The organism is Acinetobacter sp. C32I, assembly GCF_023702715.1.
Lineage (GTDB): Bacteria > Pseudomonadota > Gammaproteobacteria > Pseudomonadales > Moraxellaceae > Acinetobacter.
In genome coordinates this window covers 2,505,794-2,518,499 of the sequence record NZ_CP098480.1, presented here as the reverse complement: position 1 = coordinate 2,518,499, position 12,706 = coordinate 2,505,794, and the positions used below count along the sequence as shown (strand labels likewise).

At 43.1% G+C, this 12,706-nt stretch carries 13 protein-coding genes; 8 read left to right on the top strand and 5 right to left on the bottom strand.

The window, feature by feature from the left end; translation table 11 throughout:
• Positions 1-123: 123 nt before the first annotated feature.
• Positions 124-906 carry a hypothetical protein gene (locus tag NDN13_RS12010; RefSeq protein WP_251115625.1) on the bottom strand — a complete coding sequence of 261 codons (783 nt, stop codon included), beginning with the start codon at positions 904-906 and terminating at the stop codon, positions 124-126.
• A gap of 169 nt (positions 907-1,075) precedes the next feature.
• On the opposite strand from NDN13_RS12010, the gene NDN13_RS12005 reads away from it, so the two are divergent.
• Together NDN13_RS12005 and NDN13_RS12000 are read left to right on the top strand one after the other, a co-directional pair.
• The gene (locus NDN13_RS12005; RefSeq protein WP_171550047.1) at positions 1,076-1,573 is read left to right on the top strand and encodes a YcxB family protein; all 498 of its coding nucleotides are present in this window, start codon (positions 1,076-1,078) and stop codon (positions 1,571-1,573) included.
• A 33-nt stretch (positions 1,574-1,606) separates the two neighbouring features.
• Positions 1,607-2,248, top strand: a complete 642-nt coding sequence (locus NDN13_RS12000) for a fumarylacetoacetate hydrolase family protein (protein WP_251115624.1) — start codon at positions 1,607-1,609, stop codon at positions 2,246-2,248.
• A 66-nt stretch (positions 2,249-2,314) separates the two neighbouring features.
• Here the strand turns inward: NDN13_RS12000 and NDN13_RS11995 are convergent, their stop codons facing one another.
• Positions 2,315-3,115, bottom strand: a complete 801-nt coding sequence (locus NDN13_RS11995; RefSeq protein WP_251115623.1) for an AraC family transcriptional regulator — start codon at positions 3,113-3,115, stop codon at positions 2,315-2,317.
• 107 nt (positions 3,116-3,222) lie between these two features.
• Here NDN13_RS11995 and NDN13_RS11990 point away from each other — a divergent pair, with 107 nt between their 5' ends.
• Entirely contained in the window at positions 3,223-4,128 is a 906-nt protein-coding gene (locus tag NDN13_RS11990) for a DMT family transporter (protein WP_251115622.1), read from the top strand.
• 27 nt (positions 4,129-4,155) lie between these two features.
• On the opposite strand, the gene NDN13_RS11985 is transcribed toward NDN13_RS11990, so the two are convergent.
• Complete coding sequence (locus NDN13_RS11985) at positions 4,156-5,406, bottom strand: YihY family inner membrane protein (protein ID WP_004804178.1); 1,251 nt, start codon at positions 5,404-5,406, stop codon at positions 4,156-4,158.
• Positions 5,407-5,519: 113 nt separating this feature from the next.
• Here NDN13_RS11985 and wrbA point away from each other — a divergent pair, with 113 nt between their 5' ends.
• Positions 5,520-6,119, top strand: coding sequence for an NAD(P)H:quinone oxidoreductase (gene wrbA, locus NDN13_RS11980; RefSeq protein ID WP_251115621.1), 600 nt, complete (start codon positions 5,520-5,522; stop codon positions 6,117-6,119).
• Here wrbA and NDN13_RS11975 read toward each other — a convergent pair.
• Positions 6,116-6,490 (bottom strand): hypothetical protein, encoded by a 375-nt coding sequence (locus NDN13_RS11975; RefSeq protein WP_251115620.1) that lies wholly within the window; start codon positions 6,488-6,490, stop codon positions 6,116-6,118. The two genes, wrbA and NDN13_RS11975, sit on opposite strands and share 4 nt — an antisense overlap.
• A gap of 105 nt (positions 6,491-6,595) precedes the next feature.
• Positions 6,596-7,408 carry a prolipoprotein diacylglyceryl transferase gene (gene lgt / locus NDN13_RS11970; protein ID WP_016541531.1) on the bottom strand — a complete coding sequence of 271 codons (813 nt, stop codon included), beginning with the start codon at positions 7,406-7,408 and terminating at the stop codon, positions 6,596-6,598.
• Positions 7,409-7,521: 113 nt separating this feature from the next.
• Between lgt and NDN13_RS11965 the strand changes: the two genes are divergently transcribed.
• From NDN13_RS11965 to NDN13_RS11950, 4 genes are all read left to right on the top strand, one after another.
• Positions 7,522-8,304, top strand: coding sequence for an NRDE family protein (locus NDN13_RS11965; RefSeq protein WP_251115619.1), 783 nt, complete (start codon positions 7,522-7,524; stop codon positions 8,302-8,304).
• Between the two features lie 142 nt (positions 8,305-8,446).
• The gene (locus NDN13_RS11960; protein WP_251115618.1) at positions 8,447-10,039 is read left to right on the top strand and encodes an alkaline phosphatase; all 1,593 of its coding nucleotides are present in this window, start codon (positions 8,447-8,449) and stop codon (positions 10,037-10,039) included.
• 20 nt (positions 10,040-10,059) lie between these two features.
• Complete coding sequence (locus NDN13_RS11955; RefSeq protein ID WP_251118227.1) at positions 10,060-11,595, top strand: alkaline phosphatase; 1,536 nt, start codon at positions 10,060-10,062, stop codon at positions 11,593-11,595.
• A 345-nt stretch (positions 11,596-11,940) separates the two neighbouring features.
• The gene (locus NDN13_RS11950; RefSeq protein WP_251115617.1) at positions 11,941-12,591 is read left to right on the top strand and encodes a hypothetical protein; all 651 of its coding nucleotides are present in this window, start codon (positions 11,941-11,943) and stop codon (positions 12,589-12,591) included.
• The last annotated feature ends 115 nt before the right edge of the window (positions 12,592-12,706 follow it).

Here is a 12,706-nt window from a genome sequence, read left to right as displayed (position 1 = left end):
AATGACTTGATCCTCTCACTTGAGCGATCAATACTGCTTATTAAAATTTTTTTTATGCATGAAAAATAGTCGTATTGTGTAAAACCCGCTCAAGTGGATGTCTGGAGCGGGGCTGGGAAAAGTTTATTGTTCAGCCATTAAGCTTTTACGGCGATAAACAAACAAGATGGCACCAAGTGGCAATGCAATTTGCAAGATAATTGGACTATAGACCGTTTGCTGGAAGTAACCCGCACCTAAGACCAAGAAGCTCAGCATTTGAAAAGCGTAACTGCCATCGGTCCAATTTAGTGAAAATTGCATAAAGCCAAAGCAAATAAAAATTAACCACACCCATTTCCGTTTTTGCATGGGGGTTCTGATGCATAGGATAAAGGCATATATACAAAACAGCGGAATCGCAATGGCAAGGATAAACACGACATAATGTAGTAGACTTTTTCCTGCAAATGTAAAACCATGCATGGCTTGGACAGAATGCCCAATCGGTTCAACATGAATGCCAATAATACGGATTTGATCTGCCTGTTTACTGAGTACGATTTTATTCATCAGCCAATGATCCGCAAATTCATATTCAAAGCTTAATTGATAAGTGATGACATCTTTAAATAAGCTTTTGTTGGCTGCAATTAACTTGATATTTTTGACGGGTTCATCCGGAAATAAGCTCGCCATTTGGATCAAGGTGCTATGGGTGGATTCATCCTGGAGTTCTGGGCTGAGATATTTCTCAACTGCGGCATAGTTTTTGTTGCTGAGTTGATTAAACATATCTTCAGCAAAAGCCTTTTCTTGGGGGGGTACAATCTTTTCGAGAAAGGATTGTTGGCTACAGGCACTGAGTGTGATCAAAACACCTAAAATCAACAGTAACGATTTGAACTGTTGTTGCATCTTCATCATTTTCATACTGTTAAATTCATCTATAAAATTAAATTGATATAAAAGGGCGCGCCCAAAAGAGAGAAAACATCACATTTAAATTTTGTATTAAATCGCGATAAATGTGATTTCCCATTAAATCATTTATGTTCTAATAGGTCAGTTTTTTTTCAAATGTTAGAAATTAAAAATGTCTGAACAACGTCCAAGTGTATCGGTGCGCTATTATTTGAATTTAGAAGAATCACAAGATGGTTTTGCTTTGGTCACTTTTGGCAAAAAAACCTTTAGCCGCTTTTTAACCCCAGTGATCAGTATTGCGATTATTTTGTGGGGAATTTATTTAGGTTTTTCTGGTGTTGGGCGTTATTACGTTGCACTGGGCGCTTTTTTTCTGGTGATGCAAGCCGTTATGCGCTACTGGTTATTGCCAATGTTATTTAAGCGCCAATTTGTACGCTATCAGTTTGGCAAAAGTGAACAGGGGATTGATCTTTATCAAGATCATTTTGAACTGTATGCCGCAGGCAAAAAACAAAGTGCACAGTATGCTGAAGTCCAATCATTTGCGGTTGGCAAGTTGACTTATATGTTAGAGCTGAAAAGCCACACGGTGGTGATCGTACCTAAACGTGCATTTAGCGATTCAGCAGATCAAACAAAATTTGAAAATAGTTTTAAAAAGTAAATTTATCGACGGTTGAAATAACAAGGAGTTTTCATGAGTACACGTCCTTCAAAAATTGTGTGTGTGGGTCGAAATTATGCCGAACATGCCAAGGAACTGGGCAATGCCATTCCTGACCGTGCCTTGCTCTTTATCAAGCCGCCAAGCAGTATCGGTTCTTTAGCTCAAGGAGTGAGCTGGAATCAGGCTTTAGGGGAGTGTCATTATGAATGCGAAATTTGTTTGCAAATCGCACATCCATTATCACAAGAAACCGATCCAGCCAAAGCCTTGGAAGCCATTGGTGCAATCACTTTAGGTCTGGATTTGACCCTGCGCGATTTACAGGGCGATTTAAAATCCAAGGGTGAACCGTGGGAGCGTGCTAAAGCCTTTGATGGTGCCTGTATTTTGGCGGACTGGATTGAAGCAGACGAAATTGGTGACTTGCAAGAGCTAGAGCTGATTTTGAATATCAATGGTGTAGACCGTCAGCATGGTTTTACCAAAGATATGATCTTTGATATTGGGACTCTACTTGTTGAAATTAACAAATCGTTTAGTCTGGAAGTCGGTGATGTGATTATGACGGGTACACCAGCAGGCGTGGGGGCATTACGTGCCAATGATCAATTGACCATGAAATTGATTACGCAGTCTGGCGAATACGACTGGAATACTTTTGTAAAAGCCTAAGTTGAAATAAAAGGATGGTGCTGTTCTGAAGAGCAGCGCCATTTTTTATATCTGAAGGATAGCAATTTAACTGCCTTGATACAGCTTACGAAACTGGTCTGGGGTGAAATGCATCCAGCGTTTAAACATATAAATGAAAGCCGAGGAACTGGCATAACCTAAGTCCAAAGCAATCGTCTCAATGGTCTTGCCCTGATTTAACATCGACATCGCTTTCATCACTTTTAGACGTTGCCGCCATTCATGTAACGACATCCCCAATTCTTTTTGACTATAGCGGGCAAGGGTACGTTCGGTCATATTGATCATCTGTGCCAGCTGCTGCAAGGTACTGTTATCTGCAGGAAACTCATGTAAATGGGTCAATATTTTCGCCAGCGCGGGATGCTCGGTGGTTGGTAAATAACTGCCGACTAACTCCGCATGGGTCAGTGAATCGAGCAAAACTTGAAGTAAGCGTAAATATTCTGGATCCTGTTCAGCAAAGGGATGCTTACGAATATGTTCGAGCAGTGCAGAAACCAAGGGTGCAGACAATAAGATACCGGCTTGTTGAGGCATGTTTTGACAGAGTGATTCATGCACGTACAAGGTGCAATGCGTGACCTCGTTACGATTGATGCCGCTGTGTTGTAAATGTGGCGGCAGCCAAATCCCATAAGGTGGTGGAGTTAAATAATGAATTTGCTCAATATTGACCTCTAAAACACCGTCAAAAGCATAGATAAATTCTCCCCAAGCATGCGCGTGTTTCGGGTAAAACGTCTCTGCAGGTGCATCCCGAATCTGAAGCCATAAGGGCGCAGGAATATCGTTGTAGGTCGGGATGGCCTGAAAATCTTGAATCCGTTGTGCTGATTTTTTCATAACATGAGAATTGCCTGAAAATACGCATCTATTGTCGTATTTTCACTATATCATGAAAATACGACAGTCTTATATTGGTGCTCAAGCCATAGAATCAGGAGCACGCAATGGATGAGCGTAAAGCATTAGATGCAACCGCATCAGGTCTGATGATCGTACTGTGTATGATTTGGGGACTGCAACAAGTCATTTTAAAAATGGCAGCGCCTGATATTTCGCCCTTAATGCAAATTGCATTGCGTTCAGGGTTGGCTGCAGTGCTGTTATTGCCCTTATTGTATCTGGATAAAAGCAGTCAGCTTTTCAATCGCCAGAATTTAAAAGCGGGCGCACTGGTCGCCTTTTTATTTTCTTTGGAATTCTTTTTATTGGCACAAGCTTTACAGCTAACTTCGGCTTCACATGCTGTGGTACTGCTGTATACCGCACCGATTTTTGTGGCCTTGGGCTTACATTGGAAACTTCCTTCAGAGCGTCTCAGTTTGTTGCAATGGACAGGCATTGGGATTGCCTTTTTAGGGATTGTGGTGACGTTTTTACGTACTAATTCAGGCGGATCGATTGCGGATCGGCAGATGTTATGGGGTGACTTACTGGCTTTGGCAGGGAGTATTGCTTGGGCTGCAACCACCATTACCGTACGTTTATCCTCACTGGCGCAAGCTGCAGTAACACAAACGCTGTTTTATCAATTGGCGGGTAGTTTTGTGTTGTTGTTTGGCGCGGCTCTGGTTCTGGGTCAGGCCACGATTCATTTCACCCCGTTGGTGATGGGCAGTTTAGCCTTTCATACCTTGGTGGTTTCTTTCGCCAGTTTCTTGGCGTGGTTTTGGTTGCTACGAAATTATTTAGCTTCCCGCCTTGGCGTCTTTTCCTTCTTGACCCCCTTATTTGGGATGGCTTTTGGTGTCTGGTTATTGGGTGAAAAAATTGAACTGAATTTTGTGATTGGTTCTGCATTGGTCTTGCTTGGCATTGTAGTGGTGAGTTTACAGGGCTGGTTAAGGAAATAAAAAAGACCTCGAAAGAGGTCTTTTTGCTTACTTCTGTTCAAACAGAGTGGAAAGCGGAATGGAAAGCTTGGCTGCTAAATAATCATTACTTTCAACCAAGGAAGGGCCGAGTCGCTCCATCCATTCATCATCCTGATGGATGTGCTCAACATCGGGACGTAACGGGAGTGGATAAGGCAGGGCGGTGAAGAAACTCCAAAAATCCACCTGAGCCAGATTACGAACCAACACATATTCGTCTTTGTCCGTACGCATAATCAGGTTTTGGGCTTCTAGTTGTAAGATAAAAGACGGTAAGCGACCGAGTTCACCACGACCAATAATATTTAACAGCTCTTTTTCGCTGACACTTTGTCCGATTTGCTGTTTTTTATAAAATAATTCCAGAATGTCCAGCATCATTAATATCGGGTGTCGCTTTTGTTCTTTACCTGAATGGAAGGCGGTGAGTGCATAACTGATTTCGACCCCGAGTAAGATAATGTTCCAAGATAAATAAATCCATAGCAGAAAAATCGGTACCGCTGCAAAGGCACCATACACGATTTCATAGCTGGTAAAGTTACTCATCACCCAACCAAAAAAACGCTTTAAAATTTCGAAGATGGTGGCACTAAAGCAAGCTGCAATGAAGGCAGAAAAAACAGGAACAATACGATTGGGAATGGTCCAATATAAAATAAAGAAACCGACAATCGTTAATAAAAATGAAATCAACCACAGAATAAAAGAACCATCGAGTTGATAACCCGCAAAGTTATTACTGAGTACATTGATTGATGCGACGGTCGAAGACAGGACAAAGGCACTGCCCAAAACAATCGGACCCAATGAAATAATGGTCCAGTAACGCATAAAACCGACCAAGCCTGTTCGAGTCTCCTTAACCCGCCAAATTCGGTTAAATACATTTTCAATCGAGGTTAGCATCAGCACTGTGGTAACAAATAGGAACAGCACACCAATAATGGTCAAGTTACTGGATTTTTCGGTAAAGGCATTGAGGGCCTTGTCAAAAGCGATGGTGCTTTTTGGTAGAAAGTTACTATAGATCAGTTGTTGTAGCTGCTGTCTGGCAGGTTCGAGTGCTTTAATCGAGGAGATAATCACTAAAAAAACCGTCAGCATCGGCACGACTGCAAACAGGGTGGTATAGGTTAAACCTCCTGCTTGTTCCCGACAGCGATCCGCTTCAAAACGTCGTAACACAAACACAATAAATTGAAACCATGTTTCCTCTAAAAAAGGCAGTTTTTTTAGATAACGATTTAAGATCATGGGTTCTATCCTAGTTATTTTTAATAAAAATCCGGTGTAATCACAGGATTTACTACAGCTCAAAAAGTAAAAAATGTCGTATAGTGTCCTTTTTAACAAAATTCTTGAAAGTGATGCAACCTTACGTTCTTGTTCTTTATTACAGTAAATATGGTTCAACCAAGCAAATGGCGCATCTGATTGCCGATGGAATTGAAGCTGCAGGAATGACGGCACGCATTCGAACCGTACCGAATTTAGCTACCGTTGTGACTGAAGCGGCACCGAGTATTCCAGAAGATGGCGACATTTATTGCACTTTAGAAGATCTCAGCCATTGTTCGGGTTTGGCCTTGGGTTCGCCAACGCGTTTCGGCAATATGGCCAGTGAGATGAAATACTTTTGGGATCAAACCACCAGCCTATGGCTGAATGGTGCTTTACATCATAAGCCTGCTTGTGTGTTTACGTCTTCTGGTTCGATGCATGGTGGGCAGGAAAGCACCTTGCTAACGATGTTACCGCCGTTGTTTCATCATGGCATGCTAATTATGGGACTACCCAATTCGATTCCAGCCTTGTCCAACACCAAAACCGGTGGAACACCGTATGGTGCCAGTCATGTCAGTGGCCCACGGCATGATCAGAGTCTGAGCCAAGATGAGAAAATCTTGTGTGAAGCGCAAGGTAAGCGTTTAGGTGAAGTAGTGAAAGCGTTGGCTGGAAAATTTTAACTCAGCGAAAGTCGATATTGCCGTCCAGTTGCGACCATTCTCCAGAAAGTAAGATTATCAGTTGGGTAGGCAATCGGGGCTAAAGCAGGATTCAGGAGCTGTAGTTTTTCTGCACTTTGCTGATCTGCGATTAAACTTGCATAGAGATAATCGAGTAGATCAACTGCGCTAAACACCTGTTTATAGGCATCTTGTAATTCGGTGTTTTGGTTGGCGAAACACACCTGATGAGGTTCATTTTCGCTGATACAACTGAGTCCAAGTGATTTTTCGATTTGGCTGATCAGCTGCGGATTGAACTGTAGGGGAGAGAGGCTAAGAACAAGCTCATGCACTTTAAAGTGGGCGAGATGCTGACGTTGTTGCTGCATCGACTCTCTCCTGAATGGAATAGAATCAATATACGCTGTTTCTGAAAGATTGATAAATGGCCTAAATCATCGGCCTAAAAAAGGGAGCATTTGCTCCCTTTCTTATTATTTCTTTAACTGCCAGTCATAGATGTTTTTACGGTAAGCGTACCAGATCATCCACAGACCAATAATAATCATTGGGAAGCTGAGAATCTGACCTTTGGTCATCCAGCCAAATAAAATGTAGCCTTGGTCTGCATCGGGTTCGCGGAAGAATTCCATAAAGAAGCGTGCCACACCATAACCGACCAAGAATAAGGCTGAAACGGCCATACGCGGACGAGGTTTAGAACTGAACCACCACAATACGATAAAGAGGATCAAACCTTCACAGAGGGCTTGATAGATTTGCGAAGGGTGGCGCACCAAACCGAGTGGATCTGTTGGGAAAATCATTCCGAATGGATAGCTCGGGTCTTGTACTGGACGGCCATACAGTTCCCCGCCAATAAAGTTACCAAAGCGGCCAAACATCAAGCCTGTTGGTACGCAGGGCGCAATAAAGTCCAAGGTTTGGAACCATGTTTTTTGGTACTTTTTACACCAAAACAGCATCGCAATTATGACACCGAGGAAGCCGCCGTGGAAGCTCATGCCACCAGTCCAGACTTGGAATAACCACAATGGATTTTCTAAAAATTTACCAAATTCGTAGAACAACACATAGCCGACGCGGCCACCGAGCACAACACCCAATGCGCCGTAGAAGACCAGATCTGACACCATGTCGCCTGTCCAGCCATCACGTTGTTTAGCGCGATACGATGCTAAACCCCATGCACATAGAAAAGCCAGAAGATACATCAGCCCGTACCAGTGCACTTTGACTGGTCCTAAGCTCAGCGCAACTGGATCAATATTTGGATAGGTCAGCATCGCTGCTCCTCATCAATTTTATATTTTGAGCAGATTGTAGCGGAATGATGTGAAAAATGTTGTACATTCAATGTGAAAGATCAATGTCCCAAAACGTGGGAGAAAAAGGACTTATGTGTATTGTCGCTTTTGCATGGCAGGTATTGGATGAAATGCCGCTGTGTTTAATTTCAAATCGGGATGAGTTTTATCATCGACCAAGTGCTACCTTGCATGCATGGCAAAACAGCAGCATTGTGGCAGGACAGGACTTGCAGTCTGGCGGGACGTGGATGGGCGTGACAGCATCGGGACGTTGGGCAATAGTCACCAATTTCCGTAATGGTCGCGATCAAAAAAGTTATACGACTTCTCGTGGGCATCTGATTCAATCTTTTTTAGAAAGTGATTTAGCCCCGATTCGTTTTGCCCAGCAACTGGAGCAACAGCAACAGGATTATGCGGGCTTTAATTTGTTTGTCGGAGATACTGAACAAGCCGTTTATATGAGCAACCGAGGTGAAGCCCCACAAGTGCTCGCCAATGGTGTTTATGTGGTCTCAAATGGATTAATGTCAGAAGATTGGGAGAAAACCCGACATTTGCGTAAACGCTTTACTCAAGAATTTTTACCGATGTTGCAACAAGCACAAATTGCAGAATCCGCAATCGATGCCGCCGCTTGGGATATTTTGGAAGATGAGCGTAAAGTCATTGCCAATCTGTTACCCGATACAGGAATCAATCCAGAGATGGAAGCCTTATTGTCATCCACTTTTATTCAAAGTCCAATTTATGGGACACGATGTTCTAATTTTTTAAGATTAACGAGCAGAGAATGGCACTGGTTGGAGAAATCTCAACAAGGAGAGCAACAGGGACGAGTGGTTGACCTGCATGTCGATTTGAATTTTTAACTTGATATGTTATAACATAATTGTCTATATAAAACAACAAGATGAAATAATACTGTCATTAAGGTGACATAAAAGGGTCACCCAGCATTGTTATGGTGTAGCCAATCAAGTTACGTCCAAACAATACATCTGGGGATATTCTATGTTCTTATCAAAGACGGGCTTTTCCAAAAAGCTATTGGCGGTCAGTTTAATGGCAGTTTTGTCAGCTGGAATGACTGCTTGTAACGATAGTGATAACAATGAAAAAACAGAAGTACCAAAAACACCAACTGCAAAAAATGTAATTTTCTTCTTGGGCGATGGGATGGGGATCACCACCTTAACCGCATCGCGTATTTATTCTGTTGGGGAAGATGGCGATTTGACCATTGATACGCTGCCAGAAACCGCATTTGTTCGTACCTTTTCAGAAGATGGTCAGGTGACAGACAGTGCACCGTCTATGGCGGCGTATATGACTGGCGTGAAAATGAAAAATGAAGTCATTTCCATGCAGTCAGGCACCATCGCATCTCCACCGAAAGCAGATGGTACCAGCACCTGTGATGATGTTGCAGCCAATAAAGGCAAGAAACCCGCAGAAACCTTGCTTGAACTTGCTAAAGCGCAAGGTATGGGCACAGGGATTGTCACTACAACGCGTGTGACCCATGCAACCCCAGCCACGACCTATGCACATGTGTGTCATCGTGATGCTGAAAATGATATTGCTGCACAGCTTGTTCCTGCGGGTAAGGGGACAGGATGGGGCGCGTATAACACTAAATTAAACGATGGTGTGGATGTGGTCTTGGGCGGTGGTTTACGCCAGTTTAAACCAACGACGGTATCGGGCGGTAAACGGGCAGATGGTCGTGATTTGGTTAAAGAAATGCAAGATCAGGGTTATAGCTTTGTCGCGAATGGTAGTGACTTGACCAAAATTGATCCAAACAAAACCAAGAAATTATTGGGCTTATTTAATGCCAGCCATATGAACTATGACTTGGATCGTACCAATAAGAAAATTGATGAACCAAGCCTTGCCGATATGACCACCAAGGCGATTGATGTCTTACAGGCGAAAAACAAAAGCTTCTTCTTGATGGTTGAGGGTGGCCGTATTGACCATGCACTGCATGACACCAATGCCAAGCGCGCCTTACAAGACACGGTTGCATTTGATAATGCAATTAAAGCTGCGATTGATAAAGTCAAGCAAACCGACCCTGAGCTGAAGAATACCTTGATCGTAGTGACCGCTGACCATGATCACACCATGGTCTTGAATGGCTATGCAAAACGTACCGGTAAATATGTGAAGGGGGCAGAGACCAGTGTGCTCGGTTTAGTTAAAAACTATAACAAGGCAGGTTTCTCAACTGATGTGAATGGCAACCCATATCCAATTATCGGTTTTGGTACAGGTAAAAAGCGTTTAGACAATGACCGTATTGAAGCGCGTGGAGTATTGACCGATAACGATAGCTGTAATCCAGCCGTAGGTCCAGCGGGTAAATTTACCGATAGTCGTGGTACGGATATTGATAAAGAAGGTTGGTGTACAGGTACAGCTTCCGATGACTTCCAGCAAGAAGCTGTGGTGCAAACTGGTTTTGCGGATAGTGAAACGCATGGCGGTACCGATGTGTTTCTGGGTGCAATTGGTGTAGGGTCAGACAACTTCCATGGCAGCCTTGAAAATATTGAAGTCTTTAACCTAGTTCGCAAAGCCATTGGCCTAGATAAATAACAACAGATTGGAGAACGATGATGTTAAAACAATTTAAATTAGGTCAGTTCGGTATGAAAGCATCTGTTTTAACTGTTGCATTAGTTGCTGCAAGCACTGGTGCACAAGCTGCGGGCGAAGCCAAGAATATCATTTTTTTCTTGGGTGATGGCATGGGCCCAACCACAGTGACCGCAAGCCGTATTTATGGCTATGGTGAATCTGGCAAATTAACCATGGACACCTTGCGCCGTACTGTACGCATCAAGACCTATTCAGAAGATGGTCAAACCACCGATAGTGCGCCATCAATGGCGGCTTATATGACGGGCAAGAAAACCCGTAATGAAGTGATTGGAATGACACCAGGAACGATCGCGGTTGAACCAAGTGCGGGTACAGCGCCAGATGGTACCAAAGTATCTAATACCATCAATAATTGTCCAACCCCAGGTTCGAGTGTGGCTGCAGGGAGCCCTGCAGAAACAATTCTAGAATTGGCCAAAGCCAATGGCAAAAAAGTGGGCGCGATTACCACCACAGAATTGACTCACGCAACGCCTGCTGCGACCTTCTCACATGTGTGTAATCGTAATGCGCAGTATGAGATTGCACGCCAGGTCATTCCTGGTGGTGCAGGTTATAATACAAAACTGTTAGATGGCGTTGATGTATTGATGGGTGGCGGGCGCAATCATTTCACCCCTTATAATGCGGCGGATAACAAGAAGGGGCGTATTGATGGGCGTAACCTACTGAATGAATTAAAAGCCAAAAACTACACTGTTGCTGCGACCAAAGCAGAGATGGATGCAGCACCATTGAATAAAAAATACATCGGTCTTTATTCTGCTACTTCACATCTGGAATATGATTTGGATCGTGCGAGAACAGCGCCAAACCAACCAAGTTTGGCTGAAATGACCGCAAAATCAATTGACCTGCTACAAGCACAAGATACTGCGGGCAAAGGCTTTTTCTTGATGGTGGAAGGTGGACGTATTGACCATGCTTTACATGGCACCAATGCCAAACGCGCATTGCAAGACACCATTGCTTTTGATAATGCGATTAAGACGGCATTGGATAAAATCAAGAAAACCGATCCTGAGTTAAAGAATACTCTGATCGTTGTTACTGCCGACCATGACCATACTATGACCTTTAATGGCTATACCGCGCGTACTGGAAAAACGACGACGACTAATCCAGGTATTTTGGGTTTGAGCTATAGCTACCAAGAAGCCAAAGCGACCGATGCACGAACGCGTGTATTGGCTGATGGTAAAAAGCATGCGCCAAATCTGGATGTCAATGGTAAAACTTCAACCACTTTAGTATTTGGTAATGGTGGCGGACCTCGTCCAACCTCACGCATCGACATTACTGATAATGAAGCAGCAGCCGATGATTATTTACAAGAGGTTGGGATAAAGCTGGGCAATCCTGGTTCTGAAACGCATGGTGGTGGTGATGTACTGTTATTTGCTGAAGGTGCGGGTTCACAAGTATTTAAAGGTACACGTGAAAATGCATGGGTATTCAGTAAATTAAAAGAAGCCTTTGGTTTTAAATAGGGGCTGCTAACATTTCACAGATACTTGCGACAGAGGATGTTTTTAGACGATACAAGGCAGGTTTTGTGAAACTTAGCCATTCTAAGTAAGCAAGACCTAACAAAGTAGCGGCAAAAAACACCCCTGTCCCGTAGGGTTATGGCTAAAACTTCCATAAACTGCGTTATGAAACTTGACAAGGGGATAGCCATTGTCTGCGTTTCATGCCTTGTTTCTGTTGTTTTAGCCAATAACGCAAGACATGGTTGAAATGTTAACAGACCCTCAACACTTTATTGAAGATTTTCATCATATTGCAAACAACCTCAGTCACTATGACTGAGGTTTTTTTATGTAGGAAATAACATGCGTCTAGTGATGAGTGCGGTCTTACTGAGCGTAGGAATGACGTCTTTGCATGCAGCCCCAGTATTAAGTGCCAATATTACCCGAGAGACCCAGACCATTGGCAATGATGGAGTGACACGTACCAGTGTGTTTCAGGAACGCATGTATCGTAATACTCAGAATATTTGGATTGAACGTGTACTGCCTAAACATCACCAACATGGACATGAAAAGGGTGGGCATAAACATTTGGATTTAGCAGAAGCAGCCCAGCATTATTTTATTGATCAGAAAAAACAGCCCAAACTCAATTTGGTGTTGATAGAAGATAAAACCGTTGTGCATTTACAAGATGCCGATGTCGATATGTTAGGGCTTAGTAGCTGTTGGAGCTGTGTGTATTCATTGATTGATCCTAAAAGCTTAAAGGGAATGACCGTCAAGAAAAAAGACAGCAACAGCACTTGGTATGAAAGCCAGAATAAGAAAAATAAAATGAGTATTGAATGGGATAATCGCAATAACATTGCCAAACGGGTGGAAGTACGCAGTTTAGATGGTTTGCGCTATGATATCCTGAAAGCCACTATCCAACAGGTCAATATTGCAGAACCTTGGAAAAGCTACAGTAAATTTACCAGCAAAGATTATTCAGACTTTGGTGATTAATTACATAAAGCTGGATTGGCTGAATTGAGCTCCTTTTTAAAGGGGCTTTTTTTATCGTAAAAATAGATTGGCTAAGTGAATACGCTCATTTGAATACTTGAATAAAATGAGCCTA

Excerpts from the sequence above, each read along its gene's own strand:
- NDN13_RS12010 (WP_251115625.1), bottom strand. The coding sequence starts at position 906 with ATGATGAAGATGCAACAACAGTTCAAATCGTTACTGTTGATTTTAGGT.
- NDN13_RS12005 (WP_171550047.1), top strand. The coding sequence starts at position 1,076 with ATGTCTGAACAACGTCCAAGTGTATCGGTGCGCTATTATTTGAATTTA.
- NDN13_RS12000 (WP_251115624.1), top strand. The coding sequence starts at position 1,607 with ATGAGTACACGTCCTTCAAAAATTGTGTGTGTGGGTCGAAATTATGCC.
- NDN13_RS11995 (WP_251115623.1), bottom strand. The coding sequence starts at position 3,115 with ATGAAAAAATCAGCACAACGGATTCAAGATTTTCAGGCCATCCCGACC.
- NDN13_RS11990 (WP_251115622.1), top strand. The coding sequence starts at position 3,223 with ATGGATGAGCGTAAAGCATTAGATGCAACCGCATCAGGTCTGATGATC.
- NDN13_RS11985 (WP_004804178.1), bottom strand. The coding sequence starts at position 5,406 with ATGATCTTAAATCGTTATCTAAAAAAACTGCCTTTTTTAGAGGAAACA.
- wrbA (WP_251115621.1), top strand. The coding sequence starts at position 5,520 with ATGCAACCTTACGTTCTTGTTCTTTATTACAGTAAATATGGTTCAACC.
- NDN13_RS11975 (WP_251115620.1), bottom strand. The coding sequence starts at position 6,490 with ATGCAGCAACAACGTCAGCATCTCGCCCACTTTAAAGTGCATGAGCTT.
- lgt (WP_016541531.1), bottom strand. The coding sequence starts at position 7,408 with ATGCTGACCTATCCAAATATTGATCCAGTTGCGCTGAGCTTAGGACCA.
- NDN13_RS11965 (WP_251115619.1), top strand. The coding sequence starts at position 7,522 with ATGTGTATTGTCGCTTTTGCATGGCAGGTATTGGATGAAATGCCGCTG.
- NDN13_RS11960 (WP_251115618.1), top strand. The coding sequence starts at position 8,447 with ATGTTCTTATCAAAGACGGGCTTTTCCAAAAAGCTATTGGCGGTCAGT.
- NDN13_RS11955 (WP_251118227.1), top strand. The coding sequence starts at position 10,060 with ATGTTAAAACAATTTAAATTAGGTCAGTTCGGTATGAAAGCATCTGTT.
- NDN13_RS11950 (WP_251115617.1), top strand. The coding sequence starts at position 11,941 with ATGCGTCTAGTGATGAGTGCGGTCTTACTGAGCGTAGGAATGACGTCT.